Source organism: [Actinomadura] parvosata subsp. kistnae (assembly GCF_900323885.1).
In the GTDB taxonomy this organism is placed as follows: domain Bacteria; phylum Actinomycetota; class Actinomycetes; order Streptosporangiales; family Streptosporangiaceae; genus Nonomuraea; species Nonomuraea composti.
The window spans coordinates 1212916-1238291 of record NZ_OOHJ01000018.1; the positions used below are offsets into that span (position 1 = coordinate 1212916).

Annotated in this window: 26 protein-coding genes; 12 read left to right on the top strand and 14 right to left on the bottom strand. The window is 71.4% G+C overall.

Features of this window, described 5'->3' with window-relative positions:
• Positions 1 to 5: 5 nt before the first annotated feature.
• Genes KIS93_RS25600 through KIS93_RS25615 form a run of 4 tightly spaced genes read right to left on the bottom strand, consistent with a single transcriptional unit; the run spans position 6 to position 4100 of the window.
• Positions 6 to 1223 carry a S8 family serine peptidase gene (locus tag KIS93_RS25600; protein ID WP_080045281.1) on the bottom strand — a complete coding sequence of 406 codons (1218 nt, stop codon included), beginning with the start codon at positions 1221 to 1223 and terminating at the stop codon, positions 6 to 8.
• Positions 1217 to 1936, bottom strand: coding sequence for a hypothetical protein (locus tag KIS93_RS25605; protein ID WP_230465802.1), 720 nt, complete (start codon positions 1934 to 1936; stop codon positions 1217 to 1219). Before KIS93_RS25605 ends, KIS93_RS25600 begins: the two co-directional genes overlap by 7 nt.
• 38 nt (positions 1937 to 1974) lie before the next feature.
• On the bottom strand, positions 1975 to 3156 hold the full coding sequence (gene moeZ / locus KIS93_RS25610; RefSeq protein ID WP_080045279.1) for an adenylyltransferase/sulfurtransferase MoeZ: 1182 nt from the start codon (positions 3154 to 3156) through the stop codon (positions 1975 to 1977).
• A gap of 44 nt (positions 3157 to 3200) precedes the next feature.
• A complete protein-coding gene (locus KIS93_RS25615) occupies positions 3201 to 4100 on the bottom strand; it encodes an alpha/beta fold hydrolase (protein ID WP_080045278.1) in 900 nt (299 codons plus the stop codon).
• Positions 4101 to 4258: 158 nt separating this feature from the next.
• Here KIS93_RS25615 and KIS93_RS25620 point away from each other — a divergent pair, with 158 nt between their 5' ends.
• A complete protein-coding gene (locus KIS93_RS25620; RefSeq protein ID WP_080045277.1) occupies positions 4259 to 4558 on the top strand; it encodes a hypothetical protein in 300 nt (99 codons plus the stop codon).
• Between the two features lie 212 nt (positions 4559 to 4770).
• Here the strand turns inward: KIS93_RS25620 and KIS93_RS67600 are convergent, their stop codons facing one another.
• Complete coding sequence (locus KIS93_RS67600) at positions 4771 to 4893, bottom strand: hypothetical protein (RefSeq protein WP_268966916.1); 123 nt, start codon at positions 4891 to 4893, stop codon at positions 4771 to 4773.
• A gap of 228 nt (positions 4894 to 5121) precedes the next feature.
• Here KIS93_RS67600 and KIS93_RS25625 point away from each other — a divergent pair, with 228 nt between their 5' ends.
• Both KIS93_RS25625 and KIS93_RS25630 read left to right on the top strand, forming a co-directional pair.
• On the top strand, positions 5122 to 5463 hold the full coding sequence (locus tag KIS93_RS25625) for a hypothetical protein (protein WP_186404434.1): 342 nt from the start codon (positions 5122 to 5124) through the stop codon (positions 5461 to 5463).
• 426 nt (positions 5464 to 5889) lie between these two features.
• Positions 5890 to 6192 (top strand): hypothetical protein, encoded by a 303-nt coding sequence (locus KIS93_RS25630; RefSeq protein WP_080045276.1) that lies wholly within the window; start codon positions 5890 to 5892, stop codon positions 6190 to 6192.
• 852 nt (positions 6193 to 7044) lie between these two features.
• Here KIS93_RS25630 and KIS93_RS25635 read toward each other — a convergent pair.
• Positions 7045 to 7359 carry a hypothetical protein gene (locus KIS93_RS25635; protein ID WP_080045275.1) on the bottom strand — a complete coding sequence of 105 codons (315 nt, stop codon included), beginning with the start codon at positions 7357 to 7359 and terminating at the stop codon, positions 7045 to 7047.
• Positions 7360 to 8009: 650 nt separating this feature from the next.
• Positions 8010 to 8909, bottom strand: a complete 900-nt coding sequence (ku, locus tag KIS93_RS25640) for a non-homologous end joining protein Ku (RefSeq protein WP_080045274.1) — start codon at positions 8907 to 8909, stop codon at positions 8010 to 8012.
• A 61-nt stretch (positions 8910 to 8970) separates the two neighbouring features.
• Between ku and ligD (KIS93_RS25645) the strand changes: the two genes are divergently transcribed.
• The 5 genes from ligD (KIS93_RS25645) to KIS93_RS25665 all read left to right on the top strand — a co-directional run bounded on the left by ligD (KIS93_RS25645) (position 8971) and on the right by KIS93_RS25665 (position 12160).
• Complete coding sequence (ligD, locus tag KIS93_RS25645) at positions 8971 to 9873, top strand: non-homologous end-joining DNA ligase (RefSeq protein ID WP_230465801.1); 903 nt, start codon at positions 8971 to 8973, stop codon at positions 9871 to 9873.
• Complete coding sequence (gene ligD / locus KIS93_RS25650; protein ID WP_080045272.1) at positions 9870 to 10742, top strand: non-homologous end-joining DNA ligase; 873 nt, start codon at positions 9870 to 9872, stop codon at positions 10740 to 10742. The genes ligD (KIS93_RS25645) and ligD (KIS93_RS25650) overlap by 4 nt, the downstream gene beginning before the upstream one ends.
• Before the next feature lie 43 nt (positions 10743 to 10785).
• Positions 10786 to 10992 carry a hypothetical protein gene (locus tag KIS93_RS25655; RefSeq protein WP_080047509.1) on the top strand — a complete coding sequence of 69 codons (207 nt, stop codon included), beginning with the start codon at positions 10786 to 10788 and terminating at the stop codon, positions 10990 to 10992.
• Positions 10993 to 11217: 225 nt separating this feature from the next.
• A complete protein-coding gene (locus tag KIS93_RS25660; protein ID WP_168018435.1) occupies positions 11218 to 11838 on the top strand; it encodes a TetR/AcrR family transcriptional regulator in 621 nt (206 codons plus the stop codon).
• 88 nt (positions 11839 to 11926) lie between these two features.
• On the top strand, positions 11927 to 12160 hold the full coding sequence (locus KIS93_RS25665; RefSeq protein WP_080045270.1) for a DUF3107 domain-containing protein: 234 nt from the start codon (positions 11927 to 11929) through the stop codon (positions 12158 to 12160).
• Between the two features lie 811 nt (positions 12161 to 12971).
• On the opposite strand, the gene KIS93_RS25670 is transcribed toward KIS93_RS25665, so the two are convergent.
• A complete protein-coding gene (locus KIS93_RS25670; RefSeq protein WP_080045269.1) occupies positions 12972 to 13616 on the bottom strand; it encodes a ferritin-like fold-containing protein in 645 nt (214 codons plus the stop codon).
• A gap of 351 nt (positions 13617 to 13967) precedes the next feature.
• Between KIS93_RS25670 and KIS93_RS25675 the strand changes: the two genes are divergently transcribed.
• The 3 genes from KIS93_RS25675 (at position 13968) to KIS93_RS25685 (ending at position 18185) form a co-directional block, all read left to right on the top strand.
• Positions 13968 to 15905 (top strand): DEAD/DEAH box helicase, encoded by a 1938-nt coding sequence (locus KIS93_RS25675; protein ID WP_222107625.1) that lies wholly within the window; start codon positions 13968 to 13970, stop codon positions 15903 to 15905.
• Between the two features lie 476 nt (positions 15906 to 16381).
• A complete protein-coding gene (locus KIS93_RS25680; protein WP_080045268.1) occupies positions 16382 to 17272 on the top strand; it encodes an alpha/beta fold hydrolase in 891 nt (296 codons plus the stop codon).
• 13 nt (positions 17273 to 17285) lie between these two features.
• Complete coding sequence (locus KIS93_RS25685; RefSeq protein ID WP_080045267.1) at positions 17286 to 18185, top strand: oxygenase MpaB family protein; 900 nt, start codon at positions 17286 to 17288, stop codon at positions 18183 to 18185.
• A gap of 4 nt (positions 18186 to 18189) precedes the next feature.
• Here the strand turns inward: KIS93_RS25685 and KIS93_RS25690 are convergent, their stop codons facing one another.
• Genes KIS93_RS25690 through KIS93_RS25700 form a run of 3 tightly spaced genes read right to left on the bottom strand, consistent with a single transcriptional unit; the run spans position 18190 to position 20510 of the window.
• Positions 18190 to 19065, bottom strand: coding sequence for a RecB family exonuclease (locus KIS93_RS25690; protein WP_080047507.1), 876 nt, complete (start codon positions 19063 to 19065; stop codon positions 18190 to 18192).
• 28 nt (positions 19066 to 19093) lie between these two features.
• The gene (locus tag KIS93_RS25695) at positions 19094 to 19816 is read right to left on the bottom strand and encodes an MBL fold metallo-hydrolase (protein WP_168018438.1); all 723 of its coding nucleotides are present in this window, start codon (positions 19814 to 19816) and stop codon (positions 19094 to 19096) included.
• Positions 19817 to 19856: 40 nt separating this feature from the next.
• Positions 19857 to 20510 carry a DUF6758 family protein gene (locus KIS93_RS25700; RefSeq protein ID WP_335673904.1) on the bottom strand — a complete coding sequence of 218 codons (654 nt, stop codon included), beginning with the start codon at positions 20508 to 20510 and terminating at the stop codon, positions 19857 to 19859.
• 47 nt (positions 20511 to 20557) lie between these two features.
• On the opposite strand from KIS93_RS25700, the gene KIS93_RS25705 reads away from it, so the two are divergent.
• Positions 20558 to 20956, top strand: coding sequence for an NUDIX hydrolase (locus tag KIS93_RS25705; protein WP_080045265.1), 399 nt, complete (start codon positions 20558 to 20560; stop codon positions 20954 to 20956).
• A 55-nt stretch (positions 20957 to 21011) separates the two neighbouring features.
• Here the strand turns inward: KIS93_RS25705 and KIS93_RS25710 are convergent, their stop codons facing one another.
• The 3 genes from KIS93_RS25710 to KIS93_RS25720 all read right to left on the bottom strand — a co-directional run bounded on the left by KIS93_RS25710 (position 21012) and on the right by KIS93_RS25720 (position 25365).
• Positions 21012 to 23738, bottom strand: a complete 2727-nt coding sequence (locus KIS93_RS25710) for a beta propeller repeat protein (RefSeq protein WP_186404435.1) — start codon at positions 23736 to 23738, stop codon at positions 21012 to 21014.
• Positions 23690 to 24124, bottom strand: coding sequence for a hypothetical protein (locus KIS93_RS25715; RefSeq protein WP_186404436.1), 435 nt, complete (start codon positions 24122 to 24124; stop codon positions 23690 to 23692). Before KIS93_RS25715 ends, KIS93_RS25710 begins: the two co-directional genes overlap by 49 nt.
• 347 nt (positions 24125 to 24471) lie before the next feature.
• Complete coding sequence (locus KIS93_RS25720) at positions 24472 to 25365, bottom strand: CPBP family intramembrane glutamic endopeptidase (RefSeq protein ID WP_186404437.1); 894 nt, start codon at positions 25363 to 25365, stop codon at positions 24472 to 24474.
• Positions 25366 to 25376 lie beyond the last annotated feature (11 nt).

Below are 25376 nucleotides of genomic sequence, written 5' to 3' on the forward strand. Positions count from 1 at the left end.
GCGGATCATGCCTGTTGTGAGATGTGGGCCCGCCGTACGCGTCTGACCAGGACGAATATGACAGTCAAGGCGAGCAGTGAACCGGCGGCGGCTCCGCCGGCGATCGCCGCGTACACCGTGACCCGCCGCTCGTCCCTCTGGACGACCTTGACGGGGCCGGCGCGCCCGGCCGCGACCGGGCGGGCGGGATCCTGGGCCTGGGCGCCGGTGGCGGTCTCGGTGTGGCCGGCCAGCCTGGACGCCTCGGTCAGGGCCCTGGCGGCGTTGACGACGCCGAAGCCGGTGGCGGTGTCGTAGCCGCCGGGAGGCCGGTCGGTGGCGCCGGCGGCCAGGGCGCGCGCCACGAGCGGCGGCGACATGTCCGGATATTTGGACTTAATGAGGGCGGCGACCCCGGACACCAGCGCGGTCGCCTGCGAGGTGCCCCTGCCGACCCAGTACTCGTCGCCGGGGCCCGCCCCCATGATGTCCACGCCGGGCGCGGCCACCAGCACCGAGGAGTTCCAGTTGGAGAACGAGGCCCGCCGCAGCCGCCGGTCGGTCGCCCCCACCGAGACCACTCCGGGGAAGGCGGCGGGATAGGAGTAGGGCGCGAACTCGCCGTCGATCCGCCGGTCGCCGTCGTTGCCCGCGGCGGCCACGAGCACGACGCCCTTGGAGATGGCGTAGCGGATGGCCGCCCGCTCCTCCCTGGTCGCCAGCTCTTTGGAGATCGACATGTTGATCACGTCCGCCCCCTCGTCCACCGCGTAGCGGATGCCCCGGGCCACCACGTTCTCGAAGCGCTCGGCCGAGTTGAACGCGCGGAAACCCGGCTCCTCGTCCTCGAGGATGACCCTTACAGACAGTACGTCCGCGCCGGGCGCGACGCCGATGATCCCGCGCTTTCGTCCCGGCCCGTGCCCGTGCCCGGCGATCAGCGAGGCCATGTACGTGCCGTGCAACCTGCTCGGAGGCGTGCCCGGCGGGTTCGCGCCCGCGGTGAAATCCCTTCCCTCGCGGACCGAGCCGGCCAGGTCGCGGTGGCGGGGATCGACGCCGGAGTCGAGCACGGCCACGGTCACCCCGGCGCCCGTGCTGGTGCGCCACGCCTCGGGCAGCGCGAGCGTCCTGATCACGGCCTTCTGCCCGCCGCGGACGTCGTCGGCCCGCGCGGCGGGCGCCGCGAACAGCAGCGCCCCGATCAGCGCGACCGCCGCCCCCCGCCGGCCCGCTCTCAGCACTGCCACTCCTGGGAGCCGCAGTCGGGCATCCTGGGCGTGCTCAGCTCGGTCAGCACGTGCTCGGACAGCTCGGTGGCGAAGGCGAAGATGGCCGGGCGCGGCTCGCCCGCCGCGTCGGCGGGCCGCCCGTCCACCTGCCCGGCGGTGGTCAGCACGAGGTACGGGCCTGCCTGCCGGACCGATCCCGCCTGCCGCACGGCGGCGGTGAACCGGTCGGCCAGCGTCCCGCGGAAGGCCAGCGGGCGCAGCCCAGGTGAGGGTTTGCCGGTGTCGGCGAAGGCGGACTTGGCGCGCACCGCGTTCAGCTCGTCGCGCAGCGCGACCACGCCGATGGTGACGAGCACGCCGCGCAGGGCGTCGATGTAGGTGGCCCGCAGCACGCCCCGGCAGCCCGCCTCGCGCAGGGCCGGCACCGCGGGGGTGTCGACGGAGTCGCCGCAGGAGGTGCGCGGCGAGATGCCGATCCTGCTGGCACGTTCCCGCCCGCCCTGCTCGGCCGAGTACGGCAGTGTGGCGGGGAAGATACGGCCGGTGGGCCAGGTACGCCAGCGGTCGGCGACCTCGCGCTCGGCCGCGGCCCGCAGTTCGGCCGCCGTGGGGCCACGGGTCAGCTCCGTGCCCGCCGCGCTGCCGGCCACCCCGGCGGCCACCGCGCAGATCAGCGTCAGCGCGGAGGCCACCACGAGTGTCGGCCACGGGCGGGCGGAATTCACGGCATCGACCTTAACCGGGACGTCCCGGCCAAAACCCCTTAATAGCTGGGCAGGCTCGGGTCGACGGTCTTGACCCAGCTCAGCACGCCGCCGCCGACGTGCACGGCGTCGGAGAAGCCCGCGCTCTTGACGACCGCGAGCGCCTCGGCGGAGCGGGCACCGGACTTGCAGTGCAGGACGATCTTCTTGTCCTGGGGCAGCTTCTCCAGGGCCGAGCCGTTGAGGAACTCGCCCTTCGGGATCAGCGTGGCGCCGGGGATCGAGACGATCTCGTACTCGTTGGGCTCGCGGACGTCGACGACGAAGATGTTCTCGCCGCGGTCCATCATGCCCTTGAGCTCGAGCGCGGTGATCGTGGAGCCGCTGGCGGCCTCCGCGGCCTCGTCGGAGATCGCGCCGCAGAACGCCTCGTAGTCCTCCAGCAGCTCGGTGACCGTCGGGTTCTTGCCGCACAGCACGCACTCAGGGTCCTTGCGGACCTTGACGTCGCGGTACTTCATCTCGAGGGCGTCGTAGATCATCAGCCGGCCGACCAGCGGGTCGCCGATGCCGGTGAGCAGCTTGATGGCCTCGTTCACCTGGATCGAGCCGATCGACGCGCACAGCACGCCGAGCACGCCGCCCTCGGCGCACGACGGCACCATGCCGGGAGGCGGGGGCTCCGGGTAGAGGCAGCGGTAGCAAGGCCCGTGCTCGGCCCAGAAGACGCTCGCCTGGCCGTCGAAGCGGTAGATCGAGCCCCAGACGTACGGCTTGCCGAGCAGCACCGCCGCGTCGTTCACCATGTAACGCGTGGCGAAGTTGTCGGTGCCGTCAACGATCAGGTCGTAGCCGGAGAAGATCTCCATGACGTTCTCGGTGGTCAGCGCCGTGTTGTGGATCACGACCTCGACCAGCGGGTTGATCTCACGCACCGACGCCGCGGCGCTCTCGGCCTTCAGCCGGCCCACGTCGGACTGACCGTGGATGATCTGGCGCTGCAGGTTGGACTCATCGACCACGTCGAAGTCGATGATGCCGAGGGTGCCGACGCCCGCCGCCGCGAGGTACATCAGCGCGGGCGAGCCCAGGCCCCCGGCGCCCACACACAGCACCTTGGCGTTCTTCAGCCGCTTCTGCCCCGCCATGCCCACGTCGGGAATGATCAGGTGGCGTGAGTAGCGGCGCACTTCGTCGACGGTCAGCTCATCGGCCGGCTCGACCAGCGGTGGCAACGACACTTTTCTACGCTCCCGTTTCAGGGGGTCTCATCTCACAGTGAAACCTAGCTGGGCAGTGGGGCATTCCCCAATCGAGTCTCACCGATCAGACGGCGTGCTTCGGCCGCCACGACCTGCGGCATCTCCATCATCGCCACGTGCCCCGCGGTCGGCAGCAGCACGAGCCTGACCTGCCGGAACGTACGGTACGCCTTCCTGGCCATGGCCGGGCGGACCAGCCGGTCGTGGCGCCCGTGAATGATCAGGGTGCGTGCCCGCACCTTCTCCGCCTGGTGCCACAGGGAGTCTTTCCCCCGGCGGAAGTACTCCGCCACGATGCCGCGCGCCGAGCCGATCATGGCCTCCCCCGCGTACGGGAGGCCGTCGCGCCTGCGCTGCTCCTCGATGGCGTCACGCAGGCGTACGGGGTGCACCGCGTCCATGTTGGCCCAGACCACGGCCATGGAGGCGGTGATGCGCTGCTCCGCCGGGAGCAGCGTCAGCCTGGACGCCACCCATTCGCCCAGCACGGGGATGGCCGCGGCGGCCACGCGCAGCGGGCCGTAGCGGGGCAGCAGGTCCGGCAGGGCCGGCGAGATGAGCGTGAGCGAGCGGACCAGCTCCGGACGGGCGGCGGCGACCCTGACGGCGACGGCGCCGCCGAGCGAGTTGCCGAACAGGTGGGCCGGGCCCGTGTGCTCCAGCAGCCCGATGACGGCCCGGGAGTGGCCCTCCACCGAGTAGTCGCCGTCGGCCGGCGCGGGCGAGAAGCCGGCGCCCGGCAGGTCGATGGCGTGGCCGGTGACCTCGTCCTTGAGCTCGTCCATGAGGTCGGTCCAGTTGGTGGCCGATCCGGCCAGCCCGTGCACGAACACCGCCTGCTCGGCGGGGCCCTCGGGGGTGGACCGGACGTGCACCGAGCCGATCATTCGCCCTGGCCAGTGTGGGATCGGCTCCGCGGTCATGCGGTCTCCTCCTTGTCGACCATCGAACGTCTCTTCCCCTTCCATCAACGATAACCATCGCCCCCAGGAGGGGTCTGGATTCCGTACAGAGGGGTTATTTACCGAACTTTCCTGGCAGCACGGGACATACGTCTCGAATGTGTACAGGGGGTACCGCCATGCTCACCACCCGTATCGCCGCCTTCCTCGTCGCCGTGTCGCTGGCGGCAGCCGGGCTCGTCGCCACCGCGGCGAGCGCCGAGGCGCGGCCCGGATGCACGTACCGGGTCGTGCGGGTGAAGACGCGGCTCAACATCCGGATGGAGCCGCGCGGGCGGATCGTGGACAAGCTGTACCCGGGCGACCGCACGTGGGGCAGTTGCAAGAAGCACGGGAAGTGGCGGCGGGTCCACGGGACGGAGATCGGGCGTAGAGGCTTCGCCTTCGGGCGGTACCTGAAGAAGATCGGCAGGCGGTAGCAGGTCAAGAGCGGGGCAAAAGTCGTTCCTGATCGTTTGTGGCCGTCACTCTGGGAAATCATTCGAGCACGAGTCGTGACAGACTTCGCCGCCACCGTTGACGGCGCGGTCACGACGATGCGGCAGACATCACCGGGGGCGCCTTTTTCCGCCCCCATATCGTGATGGCCCGAGCAATTACCGTACGGGAAGTCCGGGCATTTCTTTTCGCCTCACGAATTCCAGGCCGGAAAGCGCCGGGCTGCCGCATGCGCATCGCACCACCATTCCGTCACCACTATCGCCGGCAGCACGCGGACACGGCCGGTGAGCCGCTCAATGACGCGCGCGCTCACCTTCCATATGCGACACAATCGGACATATCCTCTCATTTCATTTGATAAATGTTTAATGCGAGCAATAAGATTGTTAATGCAGAGCAAAATGGAGTCGTATCTGTTTGCCCGTGCACCGCCCCGGAAATGTCTTTCGGTGGATGAGCCTTCAGCAGCCGTCCAAGATCTGTTTCCTGGCAATCCGGAAACGCCGAGAACGGGGCAATCGATCCTTTAGGGGGAAACACAATGCCCAAGCTCAAGAGTGTTATCGCAGGCCTCGCCATCAGCACGGCGCTGACCGGCGGCATGGTGGGCGCGGGCGCGGCGACGTCCGCGGCCGGCGCGACCACCCAGTTCAGCACCGGCACGTCCCTTCGCACGGACGACGGCTGGGGCTGGGGCCGTCGTCACCACCACCACCACCGTCACCACAACCACCGCTGCGGCCGGGGCCACCACCACGGCGGCGGCTGGGGCTGGGGCTGGGGCGGCCGGCGTCACCACCGTGGTCAGGTGTGCATCGTCATCCGCAACAACAACCACAACGACAACGGGCCCAGCCACCACGACAACGGCGACGACAAGTAACCGTGCGTCAATGGCGCAAGGAGTTCTCGGGGCGGCCTGATTAACCGTCGCGGCTGGGCCTGAGGTTCATTTCTCCTCGTCTTCACGGCAACCATGGGTGAGGGCTCCCCCGGCATCGGCCGGGGGGCCCTCGCTACGTCATTTCCCGGCTCGTTCGCGGGCCGGGATTTCGGCGTCCGGGGGGTGTCGCGGGCGCGGTCCCTTGATTTCGGCGTCCGGGGCTGCCGCGGACACGGTTCCTTGATTTCGGCGTCCAGGGGTGCCGCGGGCGCGGTTCCTTGTGCACTGTTCATGTGCTGCCCTCGTGTTGGACAAAAACGGACAATTCCGGTTTGTCGCCCTTTAGGTCGGAAATATGCACTGTGCGGATGGCTTGCTAGTCGTCATCCGTAACGGGGCAATCGAATCCTTTAGGGGGAAAACGCAATGCCCAAGCTCAAAAGTGTTATCGCAGGTCTCGCCATCAGCACCGCGCTGACCGGCGGCGTGGTGAGCGCGGGGGCCGCCACCACCGCCGCCAGCGCTGACGCCGCCACACAGGTCACCACCGGCACGTCCGTCCTCGCCGGCAACCACTGCGGGTGGGGCTGGCGCCGCTGCGGAGGCTGGGGCTGGGGGTGGAACCGCTGGAAGAGGTGGGGCCACCGTCACCACGGCCACGGCCGGATCAGGATCGTCATCGTCAACAGGAACTACAACAACAACGGTCATCACCGTGATCGGTGGTAGAACCTCTGGCTGACGAGCCCGCCGCTGGGCGATGAGCTCGGGCCGTACCTCACGTGAGTGCCCGCGTTCGCCGGGGAACGACATCCGCCCTCTCACCAAGAACGGACGTCACACCCGGGGGACGCGGGCACTCCGCACGCCCGGGCCGGTACGGCCCGAAGCGCTCGCCCCTCCCTTCACACCCCCGCTCGCCGCTCCCTTCATATGGCCGCGCGCCGCTCCTCGCCCTGAGCGCCACTCCCTCGCGCCACACCCCACCGCTCGCGCTCAGCGCCGCCCCCTCGCGCCACGCTTTCGCTTCTCGCACTTGGCGCACCCCCTCACGGCCCGCTCTCACCGCTCGCACTCAGCGCCGGCCCCTCTCGCACAACGCCCCGCTGCTCGCAAGCGGCGCACCGCTCACGGCACGCCCCCACTCCTCGCACTCAGCTCCACCTCCCCGCGCGATGCCCACTCCTCGCACTCGGCGCCACCCCTCTCGTCACGCCCGCTGCTCGCACCGGGCGCCACTCCGTTGCGCTGAGCATCGCCCTCGGGATGTGCGCCGCTCCCCCACATGTGCACCGCCTTCGCGGCAGGCGGGCGAGGGGGCACGCGGCAGGCGGCATGGGCAGCGGGCGAGGCGCGGCCGAGACACAGGGCGCGGCGTGCGCCAAGGGGATGGCGCACGCCGGGCGTCTGGGGGAGCCGCGGACAACTCCTAGCGCTCGGCCCGCCGGCCTTTACCTCCGGAGGTCGTCATGTAAAAGGCGCCGGAAACGCAACGGGGACCCTCCGGGCAAATGCCGGAGAGCCCCCGCCGAAAGCGCCATGAGACGAGGAGAAACCCTACGCCGTCAACGCCCGGTCGTATCAGTCCTTGGTGTCGTCCGTCTTGTCGTCATTCTTGTCCGACCGCGAGTGGTGGTTGCGGTTGTAGTTGTTGTTGAAGACCTTGATCTTCACGTGCATGCGGTGGTGGTGACGCCGGTGGCCCCAGCCCCAGCCTCCGCCGCAGCGGCGCCAGCCCCACCCGCAGTGGTTGCCGGCAAGGACGGAGGCACCGGTGCCGACCTGGGTGGCGGCGTCGGCGGTGGCCATGGTGGTGGCGGCACCCGCGCTCACCACACCACCGGTCAGCGCGGTGCTGATGGCGAGGCCGGCGAGGACACTTTTGAGCTTGGGCATTGCGTTTTCCCCCTAAAGGATCGATTGCCCCGTTCTCGCGGTTTCCGGATAACCCGGAAACGCATCCACGATGTGTCATTTCCGGCGGATGCACGGGCAAACAGGCACGACTCCTTTTTGCTCTGCATTAAGAATCTTATTGCTCGCCTTAAAGGTGTATCCAATGAAAAAACGCTAATTATCCGGATATGTCCCTTTCCCGAAGGGGCCGCGTCCCGACGGCGACACAGCCGTCCCCGGCAGCGGCGAACGTTCGCGGGCGGCGAGGCACCTGGCACGGTCAGAACGCGTATGGCGGCGCACAGAGCCCGCAGTGCACGCCGGATGCGCATTGGGCCCGCTGCGCACACATGTGGACAGAGCCAGCCGTGGACGCACGCGCACAGGGTCCGCTTTGCACACACGTGCACAGTGCCCGGTGGCACGCATGCGTGCAGGGCCGGCTTTGTACACACGCGCGCAGGGGCCCGATGGCACGCATGCGTGCAGGGTCCGCTATGCAAGCACGCGCACAGTGCCCCGTGGCGCGCATGCGCGCTGGGCACCGGTGGCGCACCTGCGCCCAGGGCTCGCCGTGCAAGCAGGCGCACAACCTGCTGCGCACGCATGGGTCACCCCAACGCACGTCCCAGGTGCGGCAGGCGGGGAACTTAGGCGGACTTGCGGGTCTTCCGCTTGGGGGCGGCCTTCTCCTCGTCCTTGGACTCCTTGGTGTCCTTGGAGTCCTTCGCCGCCTTGCCCGCCGCCTTCTTCGGCCTGGCGGGCTCGCCGCCCCCGCGTTCGCGCTTGGCGGCCTCCACGCTCGCCCGCAGCGCCGCCATGAGGTCGACGGCCGGTCCGGCCTCTTCCTCCTCGCGGGCGGGGATGACCTCCTTGCCCGCCACCTTCGCCTCGATCACCTGCTGCAACGCCTCGCGGTAGGTGTCGTGGTACTCGGCGGGGTCGAAGTCGGACTCCATGGTGGTGATGAGGGATTCGGCCATCTTGAGCTCCTGGGCGCGGACCTCGATGTCCTCCTCCAGGAACGCGAAGTCGGGCGTGCGGATCTCGTCCGGCCAGAGCATGGTCTCCAGGACGAACACCCCGTCCCGGACGCGCAGCGTGGCCAGCGACTCGCGTTGCCGCAGCGCCACCTTGACGACGGCGACCTGCCCGGAGCTCTCCAGCGCGTTGCGCAGCAGCACGTACGGCTTGGCCCCTTGGGCGTCGGGCTCCAGGTAGTACGACTTGGCGAAGTAGATGGGGTCGATCTGCTCGGCCGGCGTGAACTGCAGCACGTCGATCCGGCGGGACGTGCTGAGCGGCAGGTCCTCGAAGTCCTCGTCGGTGAGCACGACCATCTCGCCGGAGGCCAGCTCGTAGCCCTTGGCGATGTCGGCGTAGGGGACTTCTTCGCCGTCCTGCGTGCAGACCCGCTTGTAGCGGATGCGGCCGCCGTCGGCGCGGTGGACCTGGTGGAACGACACGTCTTTCTGCTCGGTGGCCGAGTAGAGCTTGACGGGGATCGTCACCAGCCCGAAGGAGATCGCACCTTTCCAGATGCTGCGCATAGGGCACCCCTCAGCTCTCAACCGGCCCGGCAATGGGCACATACCCCTCATGGGGCAACCAATGCCATACCCGGTCGAACCGATGCTGGCCGTACCTGGGGAACTACCCTCCGATCGCGAGCAGTACGGCCTGGAGGTCAAGTGGGACGGCATCCGCGCCCTCGTCCATCTGGACGGCGGGATGAGAGTGACGGGGAGGCACGGGGCCGACTACACGCGGCGCTATCCGGAAATTTCCGGGTTCGGGCTGAAGAGCGCGGTCCTGGACGGTGAGCTCGTGGCGCTCGACCAGCACGGCCGGCCCAGCTTCCTGCGGCTCCAGCGGCGCATGCACCTGACCGATCCCGAGCCGGCCATGCTGGAGCTGTACCCGATCACGTACGTGCCGTTCGACCTGCTGTATCTCGACGGCACGCCGCTGTTCGACCTGTCGTACCGGGACCGCAGGGCGCTGCTGGACGAGCTGGACATCGGCGCGCCCCCGTACTTCCCCGGCGAGTCCGACCTGCTCTCCGCCACGTACGAGCAGGGCCTGGAAGGCGTGGTCGCCAAGCGGCTCGACTCCCCCTACCGCTCGGGCGTCCGGACCCCCTGGTGGATCAAGGTCAAGAACCTCACCACGCGGGAGGTCGTCATCGGCGGCTGGAAACCCGGCAAGGGCCGGCGTTCGGGCGGGGTCGGCTCGCTGGTGCTGGGCGTGTTCACGGACGAGGGGCTGACGTACGTCGGCCACGTCGGCACGGGGTTCACCGACACGGTGCTGGACGAGCTGTACGCGTTGCTGCGACCGCTGGAGATCCCGCGCAGCCCGTTCCGCAACCAGGTGCCGTGGCGGAATCGGTGGGTTAGGCCCGATCTCGTCGGGGAGGTGGCCTACACGATGTGGACCGACGAGCAACGGCTGCGGCACCCCGTGTGGCGCGGTCTGCGCCCCGACAAGCTCCCCGCGGAGGTGACGCTGTGAAGGTGCCGGTCAAGGTGGACGGCCGCGAGCTGACCCTGAGCAACCTCGACAAGGTGCTCTACCCGGACTACGGCTTCACGAAGGCCGAGGTCATCGACTACTACAGCCGCATCGCCCCCGTCCTGCTGCCCCACCTGCGCGGCCGCCCCCTGACCGTCAAGCGCTACCCGAACGGCGTCACCGGACAGTCCTTCTTCGAGAAGAACGCCCCCGACCACACCCCCGACTGGGTCCGGCGCGTGAACCTGCCCGCCCCGGGCAGCACCAAGAACCGCGAGACCATCGACTTCGCCGTCGTGGAGGACCTGCCCACGCTCGTCTACTACGCGAACCTGGCCGCCCTGGAGCTCCACGTGCCGCAGTGGCGGGTGGACGAGGACGGCCGGGCGCTGCCACCCGACACGCTCGTGTTCGACCTCGACCCCGGGGCACCTGCGACGATCGTCGAGTGCACGCGCGTGGCGCTCCTGCTGCGCGACGTACTGAAGCAGGAAGGGCTGAAAGCCCTGCCGAAGACCAGCGGGAGCAAGGGCATGCAGCTGTACGCGGACTGGGACTGCCGCGAGGAGCCGTCCGCGTACGCCAAGAGGCTCGCCCAACTCCTGGAGAAGGAGCACCCCGACCAGATCGTCAGCGTGATGACGAAGAAGCTGCGACCTGGCAAGGTGTTCATCGACTGGAGCCAGAACAACCCGGCCAAGACCACCGTCGCCCCCTACTCCCTGCGGGCCAAGGACCAGCCCACGGTCTCGACCCCGCTCACGTGGAAGGAGGTCGAGAGCTGTGAACACCCCGACGACCTGGTGTTCACCGCGCCTGACGCCCTGGCCAGGGTGGAGAAGCGCGGCGACCTTTTCGGCCGGGCGTAGGCTGGATCCGTCCGTACCGAGAGGGGACCTGAACATGTCGGAGATGGACATACGCGGGGACGAAGGCCCTTACGCCGAAGAGGAGGGGGAGAGGTCGATCGAGACACCGGAGGCCGACGCGGCCGAGCAGCAGCGCGAGGTGCTCCAGAGCGTGGGGCGGCTGCGCCGCGAGGTGCCGTTCGACGCCGACCCGGCCGACGCCGCCGACCAGGACCGCGTGGTCGATCTCGACGACGACGACTACCGCTGACCCCGGCCGGTTCCGACGCGACGCCGGCTCGCCATCGACGCGGTGGCGGGCCCGGCCTCGGGCCTGGTGATCGGCAGGGTGGCGGTGACCTGCGCAGAGGCGGCCCACCTGGCGGCGGCTGCCGCCGGCAGGTGGCCCGCCCGCACGTAGGATGTGCGCGCATAGCATCACTGTGTGCGTACGCGCAGCACGCACAGCCCGCCTGAGAGACCAATGGAGACCCGCGTGACCGCAACCCCGGATGCCAAGCCCCGGGGCACCCGGCTGCCCCGACTGGCCCGACGCCGGCAGCTTCTGAGCGCCGCGCAGGAAGTGTTCGTGGAGAACGGCTATCACGCGGCCGCCATGGACGAGATCGCCGAGCGGGCCGGGGTCAGCAAGCCGGTGCTCTACCAGCACTTCCCCGGCAAGCTGGAGCTCTACCTCGCGCTGCTCGACCTCCACGTCGACGACATGGTCAACCGCTGCCGCGAGGCGCTGGCCTCCACCCACGAGAACAAACTGCGCGTACAAGCCACCTTCAGCGCGTTCTTCGACTTCGTCTCCAGCCAGGGCGAGGCGTTCCGCCTGGTCTTCGAGTCCGACCTGCGCAACGTCGCGCCCGTGCGCCAGCGCGTGGAGCGCTCGCTGCGCGAGTGCGCCGAAATGGTCAGCGAGCTCATCCAGGAGGACACCGGCTGCACCAGTGACGAGGCGCACCTGCTCGGGGTCGGCCTCGTCGGCATGGCCGAGGTGAGCGCCCGCTACTGGGTGACCACGCACGGCTCGATCCCGAAGGACGCGGCCGAGCAACTCATGGCCCGGCTGGCCTGGCGAGGCATCAGCGGTTTTCCGCGTACGGCATAACCCGTTCGCTCGGCGCGATCATTCGCCCCGCTGCGAGCTCCGACCGGCGACGATGGGAGAGAGCCAGCCCGTCGACTAGGGAGCCACCATGGAAGTCAAGATCGGCGTACGCTCCGTACACCGCGAGCTCGTTGTCGAGACCGACCTCAGCGCCGAGCAAGTCGAAGAGGAGATCAGAAACGCCCTGTCCGTCGATCGCGGCGGCGTGTTCGCCATCACCGACGTGAAGGGCAGGCGGGTCGTGGTGCCGGTGGCCGCGCTCGGCTTCGTCGAAATCGGCGAGGACGAAGCCCGGCCGGTCGGCTTCGGCGGCACGCTCTAGCAAGCTCAGCTCCAGCGGTTGAGCTGGGGCGGGGGGTACGGCCCGCCACGCCGTACCTCTCACGAGCCCCGGCCCGCCTGCCTGCGTCGCCGCCTGACGCGCCAGCCCACGAGACACTCCGCCGCTCACCCGCTGCGAGCGGGCACCTCGGCGCGACACAGCAGCCCGCCGGCCTCACAGCTCGACGCTTGGTGCGAAGCGCTGGGCGTGCGCCTCCGCGCCTCGACATGACGGGCGTGAGCGCCATCGGTAGCCAGCTACCGGTACCCGGCCGCCGGCGCCGGGAGCGGAGCCCGCCGCAGCGCGTGGCGGGGGTGGCGCGCCACTGCACCATGCGGGGCCGGTGCCAGGCGCGGGGCTCGCCAAGGCGGCGCTGCAGGCGAGCGCGCCCCGGCAGCACGCCGAGCCGGCGCCGTAAGGGGCTGGGCCGGCCACGGCGGCGCGGCGGGCGCGCTTCGGAGCGGCCGGGTCAGGGCTGGCGGTGGGGGTGTGGGAGGAGGCAGCCGCGGGGGTGCCGGGCGCGGAGGATGGTGGCGCACCTTGGGTCGGAGGCCGGGCAGCGCGCGCTCTCCCTTCGCAGTACGGCGCGCGTAGCCCAGCGATTCGGCCCACATCTCGTCAAGGAACTGCCGTAGCGGCGCGAGGCCCTCATGTTGGCACGCTACAACCGTTCCGTGCCACGCGCCGCCCGATGGCGAGACGATCAGGTGACCATCGCCAGCACACAGGTGCCCGTCGTCGCCGCGATCAGGTGCCCGTTGCGAAGATGCGGGTGCCCGTCGTCGCCACGATCCCATGCCGTTGCCACCGGTCAGATGCCCATCGCGGCCATGCGCTTGTTGTGCGCCTCCGTCAGTTTGGCGAACAGGCGGGAGATGTCCGTGTGGCCCTCCTGCTGCGACTCCATCAGGAGCAGGGCCAGCTCGGGGCGGGCGGAGGCGACCTGCTGGCCCTGGCTGAGGGCTTCGCCGACGAGGCGCCGCGCCCACAGTGCGAGGCGGCCGGCCTCGGCGGGGTGGGCCTCGATGGCGGCCCTGACGCGTTCGACGGCGAACTGGGAGCGGCCCTCGTCCACGAGCACCTCGTCGACGAGCTTGGCGATCGACGGGTCGAGGAGCCGGGCCGCCTCGCGGTAGAAGTCGAGGGCGATGCCGTCGCCCACGTACGTCTTGACCAGCGCCTGGAGCCAGTCGGTCGGCCTCGTCTGCGCGTGCCAGGCGTCCAGCGCGCCGACGAACGGCGTCATCGCCGCGTCGGGGTCGGCGCCGAGTTCGGCGAGCCGGTCGCGCAGGAGGCGGAAGTGGGCGTACTCGGTGACGGCCAGCTCGCTCAGCGCCGCCCGGTCGGCCAGGGAGGGCGCGAGCGTGGCCGCGTCCTCGGTCATCCGCGCGTACGCGCTGAGCTCCGCGTAGGCCAGCACACCGAGCAGGTCGACGACTCCAGGGGACTCCTTCATGGAAGGCAGCGTACTTCGGAGAAACTTCGGGAACATACGCAAGCTCGGTCAGCGTTGTGGTATCGAGTACACTGCTCTGTGAAAGTGCGACCGCACTGTGTTAATTCGGGGGAATCCCCCGATTACCCCCCGATTCCCCGGGTGCGCGGTCGCTGATGACGCGAGAGGGCTGGCTCTACCGCGAGGACCCACGACACGGGGCTGTTTTCCGCCCGTCGGTCCCGGCAGGCCCGCCTTCATTTGAGACTGAGGCAGGCCACGCTGACGACTTTCCGAGACCTCGGAGTCACACCAGAGATCGCCGATGCCCTCGAGACCGAGGGTATCGTCACACCGTTCCCCATCCAGGAGATGGCACTCCCGCTCGCGCTGAGCGGCCAGGACCTGATCGGCCAGGCACGCACCGGCACGGGCAAGACCTACGCGTTCGGCATCGCGATGCTGCAGAGCATCGGCAAGCCGCGCAAGAACCGCAAGAAGCCCCGCGGGCTCGTCATCGTGCCGACCCGTGAGCTGGCCACGCAGGTCAGCGAGGACCTCGTGACCGCCGCCGGCAAGCTCGGCTCGCGGGTTCTCACCGTGTACGGCGGGCGCGCGTACGAGCCGCAGATCGAGGCGCTCAAGGCCGGGGTCGACGTCATCGTCGGCACCCCGGGCCGCCTGCTCGACCTGGTCAAGCAGAAGCACCTCGACCTGAGCCAGATCACCTCGCTCGTGCTCGACGAGGCCGACCGCATGCTCGACCTGGGCTTCCTGCCCGACATCGAGCGGATCTTCAAGCTGATCCCGGCGGAGCGGCAGACGATGTTGTTCTCGGCGACGATGCCGGGCGAGATCGTCGCGCTGTCCCGGAAGTACCTCAACCGGCCCACGCACGTGCGGGCCGAGCACGAGAGCGGCGAGGGCGAGGCCACGCCGCAGGTGCGCCAGATCGTGTGGCGTACGCACCGCATGGACAAGATCGAGATCCTCGCGCGGCTGCTGCAGGCCGACGGCCGCGGGCTCACCATGGTCTTCTGCGAGACCAAGCGGGCCTGCGACATGGTCGCCGAGCAGCTCGACACGCGTGGTTTCGCGGTCGCGGCCGTGCACGGCGACCTCGGCCAGGGCCAGCGCGAGCAGGCGCTGCGCGCGTTCCGCAACGGCAAGATCGACGTGCTGGTGGCCACCGACGTGGCCGCCCGCGGCATCGACATCGACGACGTCACCCACGTGGTCAACTACGACTGCCCCACGGAGGACAAGACCTACGTGCACCGCATCGGCCGCACCGGCCGGGCCGGGCGCACGGGGATCGCGGTCACGTTCGTGGAGTGGGAGGAGCTGACCCGCTGGAAGATGATCAACCAGATGCTCGGGCTCGACTTCGCCGAGCCGGAGGAGACCTACTCCACCTCGCCGCACGTCTACTCGGAGCTGAGCATCCCCGAGGGCACCAAGGGCGTCCTGCCGCACGCCGCGCGCTCCCGTGCCGGCCTGTCGGCCGAGCGCATCGAGGACCTCGGCGAGACCGGCCGCACCCGCACCCGTGGCGGGCGCCGCCGTGACGAGCGCGAGGAGCGCCCTGCCCGTACGCCCCGCCAGCGCCGCCGCACCCGCGGCGGGAAGGAGCTGGCGGAGACCGCACCCGTCGAGAGGCCGGAGGTCGAGCTCGTGGATGCCAAGACGGAGGAGACTCCGGCGATCTTCACTGCGGACGAGATCCAGGCGGCGGGTGAGCCCAGGCGCACCCGTACGCGCAGGGGCGCCGCTTCCTCGGCCATCGAGCAGGCGCTCGCCGACGCCCCTGAGGCGCCGGTGAAGCGCACCCGCTCGCGCAAGGCCGCGGCTGAGGAGCCCGCCGAGGCGCCGGCCGCCACCGCCCGTACGACCTCCGAGGAGGAGGTCGCGCAGGCGCCGGCCAAGCGCACGCGGACGCGCCGGGCTGCTGCCCCCGCCGAGGCCGAGACCCAGGTCGAGGCCACGACGGACGCGGTGGAGACGGCCACCACGACGGTCACGGAGCGGGAGCACCAGGCCGCCGCACCGGCTCAGCCCGCCCGGGCTCAGTCGGCCCCGGTCCAGCCCGCGCCGGTGCCGGAGCCGAGCTTCCTGTCGACGCCGCCTCCGCCGGCGCGCCGGGAGCCTGAGCGGATCATCCCGCCCAGCCCGTTCACGGTGATCTTCCAGTCGCCGGACCTGGCGACGGACGACGACGACATCGCGCCGTCGGCGGCGACGGAGCGCAAGCAGCAGCGGCGCCAGTCGCGGGGTGGCGGCGGTGGCGGCAACCGCCGCCGCGCCGGCTGACCCTCCGGCGACACCGGCCGTACGTGTGAAGGCGCGCACCCTTGCGAGGGTGCGCGCCTTCCGCATTCCCAGGGACCGTGAGCGGGCCTCAGGCAGCAGGACGGGGCCATGGGTGGGTCCCAGGCAGCAGGACGGGGTCGCAGGGCGACGGAACGGCCGTGGTGGCCTGAGGCGGCGGCGGGCCTGCTGCCCCCTCCCGGTGTGCCCGGCGGGGGCGCGGGGACGGCAGGCGCGCGCTCAGCGCCGTCCACGGCCCCCTGTGCGAGCCTCCGGAGGGCGGCGGCGGGGTGAGCCGGAATTCACCCGCTCCGGCATCCGGAACACCCTCACGGGGCCCCAGGGCCGCGCGTGAGGCGTCCAAGGAGGTGGCGGGCGGGATCGGGAGATCACGCATACCCGGCAACTCCTCAGAACTCGCACCAGCGTAGGAGCCATGCCGGTGTCGAGGCGCTGACCTCTGGGTATTGTTGCCCCACGTGAGTACGCCGCGATTCCTCGACCTGCCTCCTGGCGTCACCCCGCAGAAGATCGAGACGCCACAGGGCACGTTCGCGGCCCTGGAGGCCATTCCGGTCAGTGGTGTGGTTGAGCGCTGGCCCGCGATCCTGGTCCCCGGCCTGACGGGCAGCAAGGAGGACTTCATCGCGGTCCTGATGACCCTGGCCCAGTCGGGCCGCCGGGTGGTGGCGATCGATCTGCGCGGCCAGTACGAGACTCCGGGCCCCGACGATCCGGCGGCCTACACGTGCGCGGCGCTCGGCGCCGACGTGGATGCGTTGTCGCAGGTGATCGGCGGCGGTGACCCCGTTCATCTGGTGGGTCACTCGTTCGGCGGGCTGGTGGGCCGGGAGGCGGTGATCGACGGGCGCACGCGGTTCGCCTCGTTCACGCTGATGGGCTCGGGGCCGGGCGCGATCGAGGGCAGGCGGGCGCGGGCCGGCAGGAAGATCATGGAGGAGGTGCCGGCGCTGGGCCTGGAGGCGGTCTGGCACTCCAGGTTCGAGCCGGAGGTGCTGGCGCAGGACGTGCCGGACGAGATCATGGAGTTCCTGCACAAGCGCCTGCTGGCCAACTCCCCCACGGGTTTGTCGTGCATGGCCGAGCAGGTGCTGTCGATGCACGACCGTACCGACGAGCTGCGCCAGATCGAGGTGCCCACGCTCGTCCTGTACGGCGAGCACGACGACGGCTGGCCGCCCGAGGCGCAGTCGGAGATGGCGGCCAGGCTCGGGGCCGACTGCGTGGTGGTGCCGGGCGCGGTGCACTCCCCCGCCGTCGAGGCGCCGGAGACGACGGCGGCGGCGCTGGTGCGGTTCTGGAACGCCGCCGAGAAACACTTTTTGGACATCAGGTCCAATGCGGTGTAACCATGTACTTACTATGGAAGACATCGTCGTCCAGCCGCCTCAGAGCGCGACCTGGCAGGTGCACCTCGACCGCACGATGTGGGTGGGCGGGGTGCGCGGCCTCATGCTGCAGGCGCTGCACCCGCTGGCCATGCTGGGCGTCTGGCAGAACTCCAACTTCCAGGAGGACCCGTTCGGCCGCCTGCGCCGCACGGCCGACTTCGTGGGGCGGGTGACGTTCGGCAGCCCTGAGGAGGCCGACGAGATCGGCAGGCGGGTGCGCGGCATCCACAGGGCGCTGCGCGTCCGCGACCCCGAGACCGGCCGGACGCACCGGGTCGACGATCCCGAGCTGCTGCTGTGGGTGCACTGCGCGGAGGTGTCGTCGTACCTGGAGGTGGCCAGGCGCGGCGGGCTGGGGCTCAGCGAGCGCCAGGCCGACCGCTACCTGTACGAGCAGCGCAGGAGCGCCACCTACGTCGGCCTGCACCTCGACGACGTGCCCGGCTCGTGCGCCGAGATGGACGCCTACTTCAAGCAGGTGCGCCCCAGCCTGCGCGTGACGCCGGAGGCGGTCTCGACGGTGCGGTTCCTGCTGTGGCCGCGGCTGCCGCGCGAGCTGCGCGCGCTGTCGCCGGGCAAGCCGCTCTACTTCCCGTTCGGCGCGCTGTGCTACTACACGCTGCCGGGCTGGGCCAGACGCATGTACGGCGTGCTGCCCGAGGTGCCGCAGGCGGCGGTCACGGCGGCGCTCAAGGCGTTCAGGCTGGGCCTGAACTCCCTGCCCGAGCCCCTGCACGACCGCGCTTTCATGCCCGCCACCCGGCAGATGCTCCAGGCGTCGAGAGAACGGCTGGGCGCCGCGGGCTACGACGTCGGCAAGGGGCTCAAGGGCCTGACCGATCCGCGCCGCTGGCCCCGGGCGGGCCGGTGACGGCTCACTCGGCCAGGCCATCCCAAGGCTGGCGTTCGGGGCCGGCCGCCTGGCCCTCGGGGCAGTGGCGGCGGAAGTCGCACCAGGAGCAGATGGGCCCGGGGCTGGGCGCGAACAGCTTGTCGACCTCGTCGGGCACCTGCGGCGGGCCGATCGTCTGGCGCTCGCCCGGCGGGCGGCGCGGCCCGGAGCGGCCGGACACGGCGGCGCGGTAGCGGTCGTCGGCCTCGGACGCCTCCATGGCGACCTCTTCGGCCCGGGCGATGTGCCGGGCCAGCGACTCCTCGGTGTGCCGCCACTCGATGACCTCGCCGGTGGGCAGGTGGTGCAGCTCGACCGTGCGGCACGGGGTGCGCATCATGGACGAGGCCGCGACGGCGTACACGGCCAGGGCGAGCGAGGAGCGGGCGTCGTCCTGGGTGAGCGGGCGGCGGCCGGTCTTGTAGTCGACCACGACCAGCTCGTCGCCGCGCCGGTCGAGCCGGTCGATGCGGCCCGACAGGGCGATGACCTTGGTGCGGGTGGCGACCGTGCGCTCGACGCCGACGGGGTCGTCGGACGGGTCAAGAGTCGCGACGTATCCGGACACCAGGTCGCGGGCGCGGCCCAGCCAGCGCCCCGACTGCTCGGCGTCCCTGAACCCCTCGGTGATCCAGCCGTTCGTGAGCAGGATGGCCGCCGTCAGCGGAGTGCGCCGCTCGTACGGCTCCCGCCACCAGCCCGCCAGCGCGTTGTGGACGCTCGCGCCCACGCTGTTGTGCGCCCAGGCGGGCCCCTTGGACGGCTGCGGCCGATCGAGGTAGGTGAACCGGTAGCGGCGGCGGCAGTCGAGCCAGGTGTTCAACCGCGACGGCGTGCACGAGTAGAGCCGCCGCGGCATCCCTTCCAGCGGAAGCTGGCCCTGCACCTTATTCGTCGCCCAGCTTGATCCCGGAGATCCTGGTGCCGTCGGTCAGCGGGCCCTCGCCGCCGGCCCCGGTGCCCGTCTCGGTGTCGGTGCGGGTGAGCGAGCCGGAGACCCAGTCGTCGAAGTGCGGCTCGAGGTCGCCGATCGTGACCTCGTCGCCGTGCGCGGCCAGCACCCGCGTGTCGCCGGGAAGCGTGAACAGCCGCCCGCCGATGGAGGTGAGCTGGTCGGCCAGGGCAGGGTATTCGCCGCCCAGCTTGCCGGGGCCGTCGGCCTGCAGGGCCTTGCCGGTGAACACGGCCCCGAGCGCCTCGCAGTAGAGCGACACGCCGCCGGGGGTGACGCCGGGCGTCTCCATGACGTCGAGCTGGACGTCGGCCACGCCGAAGATGCCGTCGTCCTCCATGTCGATGTCGGGCCAGGTCTCGCGCCAGGTCTCCCGCCACAGGGGCTTGTCCTTGGGGTGCAGGGCGACGACCGCCTCGTCTCTGCTGGCCACCTCGATGGCGGCGCCGACGTGGTCGGGCAGGCCCGCCGTGCAGATGACGGCCAGCACCTCCCGCTCGCCGACCTGCTCGAGAATCTTGTCGGCGTCACGCGAGGCGTCGATGACGATCACCTCGTCGTCGTCACCCACGATCCAGGTGTTGTTCTCGACCTTGTGCTCGATGCCGTCGATGTCGACGACACCCTCGGTCACCACTCGCTCGATACGCGCTGTCACGCCTCCGAACTCTAGTCCGTTCCCCTGACAGCGCGAATCGTTAATCTTCGAGTCTGGGAGAAAAGGCGCCGAACGGCACGTCGAGCTCGTGGTCGCGGGCGTCCACCAGCGACAGCTCGGCCAGCGCGATCACGCACCCGGCGTCGGCCGGCCAGGCGATCGCCCACAGCCAGTTGCCCATCGCCTCGCCCGCGTAGACGGCCCGGTCGGTCTGGCCGTCCACGCACCACAGCGCGGTCGGATGGCCCAGCACGGCGATCTTCGCGTTCGGCGGGCCCGAGTCGAACCCCTCGCCCGGGTCGGGCCCGTCGAGCCCGGCGAACGCCGCACCCAGCCCGATGCCCGGTTCCTCCGCGATCAGCAGCAGGTCCGCCGGCCCTTCCGTCAGCGACGGCCCGGTCAGCGCGACCAGGCTGGCACGCGCGCCGGTGCGCTGGTCGCCCACCTCGCCGAAGCCGGTCACCAGCCAGCCGGCGGGCAACGGCCAGGGCAGCCACACGGGCACGACGGAGCTTTTGCGTATCGCCTCAAGCGCGGTGCTGGTCGGCGGCCACGGAGGCTGATACGGCAGGACATCGCCGTGCGTCCCGCATCGGTACGCACTCGACCAGGCGCTCGGCCCGTGAAGCGGGCCAAAGCACCGTGGACAGGTTGGAGCCGCTCTCACAACTACCCACGGTGCTTTCTCCGGCACGGCCGCGTCAAGGCCGGTGCCCGTTATCCCGTCGTAATCTTGGTCATGTGCGCGTAAATTGTGTCGGCGCGATCATTTTCGACGCCTTCGGCCGGCTTCTTCTCGTCCAGCGGGGACACGCGCCCGGCCTGGGGTTGTGGTCCGTCCCCGGCGGGCGGCTGGAGCCCGGTGAGAGCGACGAGGCCGGGCTGCGGCGTGAGGTGCTGGAGGAGACCGGGCTGCGGGTGGCGGTCGGCCGGCTGGCCGGCACGGTGCACAGGCCCGGGCCCGGCGGCGTCACGTACGTGATCCGCGACTACCTCGCGACCGTGTCCGGGGGGACGGCCGCCGCCGGGGACGACGCGGCGGCCCTGCGCTGGTGCGACCGCTCCGACCTGGCGCGGCTGCCGCTGACCGAGGGCCTGCTGGACTGCCTCACGGAGTGGGGCGCGCTCCCGCACGCATGACGGCTGCCTCCGGAGCACGGCGGCGGCGCCGCTCGGGCCCGTCCACCCGCGGCGGCTACCTGCTCGACGTCAGGCTGGACGTCCACAGGATCAGGTGGTCCGCGTTGTACGTCGTGGAGCGGCCGAGCGCCACGACCTCCGACCCGTCCACCGCCACCGCCGACAACCACTGCGTCCCCTGGCCCGCCAGGCGGTCCTTGGTGAGCGCCACGCGGTTCCACGACAGCCCGTCCTGCGAGGTCCAGGCCGCGCTGTCGCCCTCGCCCGGCACGCCGTGCCAGCCGACCGCCACCAGCCCCTCCTGGGCCGCCGCCAGGTCGTACACGGCCGCCGCCTGGTCGGTGGGCAGCCACGCCGTCTCCCAGCTCTGGCCGTCGTCGCCGGAGACGGCGGCGAACGCGCGCCGCGCCCCGTTCGTCATGGCCGTGCCGATGGCGACCAGCTTGCCCTGGTACGCCGCCACCCGCCGCAGCCCGGCCGACGTCGCGTCCGGCGGGGACACGGCGTCGCGGGCCGTCCAGTTCACACCGTCCTCGGAGTACCAGACCACGGTCCGCTCCTGGTCGGCGCCGCCGGAGCCGCCCACGGCCACGTACCCGTCGCCGACCGCGGCCACGTCGTGCACGCGCACGCCCGCGCCGCCCTGCGGCAGCTTGCCGGAGCGGGTGTACTTGCGCGTGTCGGGCGTGAACCACATGGCGGCGCCGGTCGCGCCCGACTGGTCCCGCGACTCGCCGGCCAGCACGTACCCCTTCTTGCCCGCCGTCACCACGTCGGTGCGCAGGTAGAGCTGGTCGGGGCGGCGGGCCAGGTCGCCCGTGACGTCCACCCGCTTCCAGTTCTCGCCGTCGGTGGAGGTGACGAGGAGGGGGTCGGTGACGCCGGCGTTCGGCTCGGTGCCGCCGACCGCCAGCCAGCCGCGGCTGCCGTACGTGACGTCCTCCAGCGTCTGCCTGCCCGTGCCGCCGAGGCTCATGGACTTCCAGCTCTGCCAGTTCCTGATCGTCCACAGGCCGGCGTCGCCCGAGGCGGAGCCGACGGCCACGTACCGGCCGCCGTGGCTGGTCAGCGCGTTCGTCTCGCGCGCGATCCTGGTCAGGCCCTCGACGTTGCCGAGCGGCACGCGCGAGGCGGTGCCGCGCGGCGGCGCGGCCATGAGCACGAGCTGGTTGTCCACGTCGGAGGCCGCGCGGTCGCCGCCGGCGAACAGCGTGCCGCCGTCGGAGATCGTGAACCCGCGCAGCGTCGCGCCCGTCAGGTTGCCGAGATCGGCGCGCTTCGTCCACGAGCGGCCGTCGGTGGTGGTCAGCACCGTGTACGCGCCCATCCCGACCGGGCTGATCGCGGCCACGCCCGACGGGTAGGAGATCATCGTCTCCACGCCGACGCTCTCGGGCGCGAGGCCGCCGATGGAGCCGCACTGCGACCACTGCGCCCCGGTCGGCGAGCAGTAGACGCGCACGTCGCCCTCCGGCGTCCGCCGCCGCATCGGCACCAGCACGAACCTCTTCGGCAGCACCGCCACCGTCCCCGCGCGCGGATCCGTCGCCTCGGGGAGCTGGAAGCCGGTCGCCTGCCAGGCGCGCCCGCCGTTGGCCGAGCGCAGCACCCGCGATCCCTCGCCGTCCGCGGGTACTCCGATGGCCACGGCCGTGTCGCCCTTGGCCACCACGGCCTTCAGCTCACGTACTCCCAGCTCCCTGGTCTCGACGCGCTCCCAGGCCCGGCCGTCGTCCGAGCGCCAGGCCGCCGGGCCCGTGCCGCCGTCGGCTCCCGCCGTGCTGCCGACCGCGACGAACCCCGAGCCCGTCCGCGCGATGTCCTCGATCCGGTCACCCGTGCGGAACGCGGCCAGCCCCGACGGCGGCACCGCCGTCCAGCTGTAACCATCCGTGCTGGTCCACAGGCCGCGCTCGCCGGTCGCCTCGTCGCCGCCGCTGGCCAGCCACCTGCCCTCGCCGCCGACCACGCGCCGCACGATCGCCGACGACGCGCCGTTCACCTGGCCGAGCTGCCACGTCTTGCCGCCGTTCGGGGAGAACAGGAAGAGCGGGCGCGGGGTCGGGCTGGTCGTGTCGCTGCCGACCGCCACCACCGCGCGGCCCACCGAGGTCATGTCGTTGAGCTTCTGGTCGGTGCCGACGCCGGCGGCGGGGATCGTGAACAGCTCGTCACCCGAACGTCCGGTGCCCGCCTCCAGGCGCAGGCCCGCGCCCTCGTCGTCGCTCCAGCGCCAGACGAGCACGCCGGTCGCCACCAGGACGGCGGCGGCCACGGTCAGCACGATCGGGATCGCCCTCGTGCGCCTGCGGACGGGGCTGGACCTGCGGACGGCGGCCGGGGCGGGGCCTCGGTGGTGCCTGCCTCCGGCGCCCTGGCCGGCCGCGTCGCTCCCCGCCACCAGGAGGTCGGGCCTGGTGGGGCGGCCGGCGGGCGGCCGTCCGACGCGCCGCACCTCGGGCTCGTCCCGCCACTCGCCGTCGCCGTCGCCGTCGTCATCGCCGTCGCCCTCGTCCTGGCCGGTCTCTTCGTGCGTCTTCTCGCCGGTCGGCCGGGGATACACGAGCCGGTACGGCGGGATGCGATCCCGGCGCTCCCCGTTGCCGGGTCCGGCGCCCTGGGCCGGGATCGTGGCGTCCTGGTCAGGCGTGCCGGCGTCCTGGCCGGGCGTCCCCGCGTCCTGGCCGGGCGTCCCCGTGTTCTCGCCGGGCGTTCCGGCGTTCTGGCCGGGTGTCACGGCGGGAGGCGGGGCCGCGTCGCCCTCGGGCCGCGGCCGGGGCACGTGGGGCACCTCCGCCTGTGCGGCGGCGGCCTCGCGGCGGGGCGGGGGCACCTCGCCGGCGTCCGGCCGGCGTTCGCCCGGGACGGCGGGGTCGGGCCGGGCTCGCCCGGGACGGCGGCGTCGGGCCGGGGCTCGCCCGGGACGGCGGCGTCGGGCCGGGGCTCGTCCGAAGCGGAAGGGACCGGGCCGGGCCGGGGCTCCTGCGGGGCGGAAGGGTCGGGGCGGGGTGGGCCGCCGGCGACCAGTTTGTCGGGCCGGTTGACGATGCGGCGGGGCCGGCGGCGCGGCTCGTCCTCGGGCTCCCCCGTCGGCGACGCGTACGGCCGGCGCCCCTTGGGCGGCTCCTGCGGCTCGTCGCCGGGGATGGGGGCGGCGAACGGCGGCATGCCCCAAGGGGAGGACAGCGGTAAGCCTCTGGCCCGGTCGTCGGTGGGGCCGGGCGGCGAGTGGCTGATCCTGGGCTCTTCTGGCGGGGTTTGGGGGTCCGACCTGCCCTCGGAGCGAGGGTCGTCGTCTTCAGGCGGTCGCCGTGGCGGGGGTTCGCTGGGGCCGGAGGCCACGCGCCGTACCTCCTAGTCGAGCTCGTCGTACAGGTGGTTCGAGGGCCGCGTGCGCGGACCGTTCCAGGGGCGGCAGGGGGGTGGCCGCGCCGTCCCGACAGCATCCAGACCAGCATGTCTCAGCCGGAATTACGAGACCTCTCTAGGGAGATTCCCCGCACCTCGCGCCGGATTTATTCCGAAATAGTCTTGATTGACTGCTTTTTGGCTAGATACATCACACCAAACGCATACACCCCGAGCTGCACCACGGTCCCCGCCAACGCCTGCCACGGCACCGGCGACTTCCCCTGGTCCAGCGCGTCCTGGAGATCGCCCGCCGCCGCGCTGATGCCGAAGGCCACGACGTTGTTGACCACGTGCAGCGCGATCGGCGCCTCCAGCCCTCCGGTGCGCACCGCCAGCCACGCCATCACCGCCCCGAACGAGAACACGTCGACCAGCCCCGCCCATGAATACCCGTGCAGCGAGGCGAACAACGCGGACCCGATCAGTATCCCCCACACGGGATTGCGCACGTGCGCCCCGACGGCCTGCATGAACCAGCCGCGGAAGACGTACTCCTCGGCCGCGGCCTGGAACGGCACCAGCAGCAGGATCACGATGAGCAGCGGCAGGAAGGCCGCCCATCCGCCCCAGCCGAACATCCCGGAGTCCAGCCCGGCGGCCGACAGCGCCAGCCACTGCGCCGCCTGCCCGAGCACGAGCGCCACCACGGCCACCGCCGCGCACTGCCCCATCCACGACCAGCGCAGCCGCCCGGCCACGGACGAGACCGTCCCCGGCCGGCGCCGCTGGACGAGCGCGGCGGTGCCGAGCACGAGCAGCAGCACGGGCGCGATGGACAGCAGCGTCATGGCCAGCCCGTACGCGTTGCCCCTCGGTATCCCGGCCTGGTCCACCGCCTCGGGCAGGCCGAAGAGCTCCGTCCCCAGCATGAAGGCGACCACGACCACGACGCCGATCCCCAGGAACCCGGCGGCGACGATCAGCGTGCCGACGATCGCGCGCCACGGCCGCACCCCCGAGATCGCGGCGAGACGGTCGAACGTGACCCCGCGCGGCACGGCCACGAACC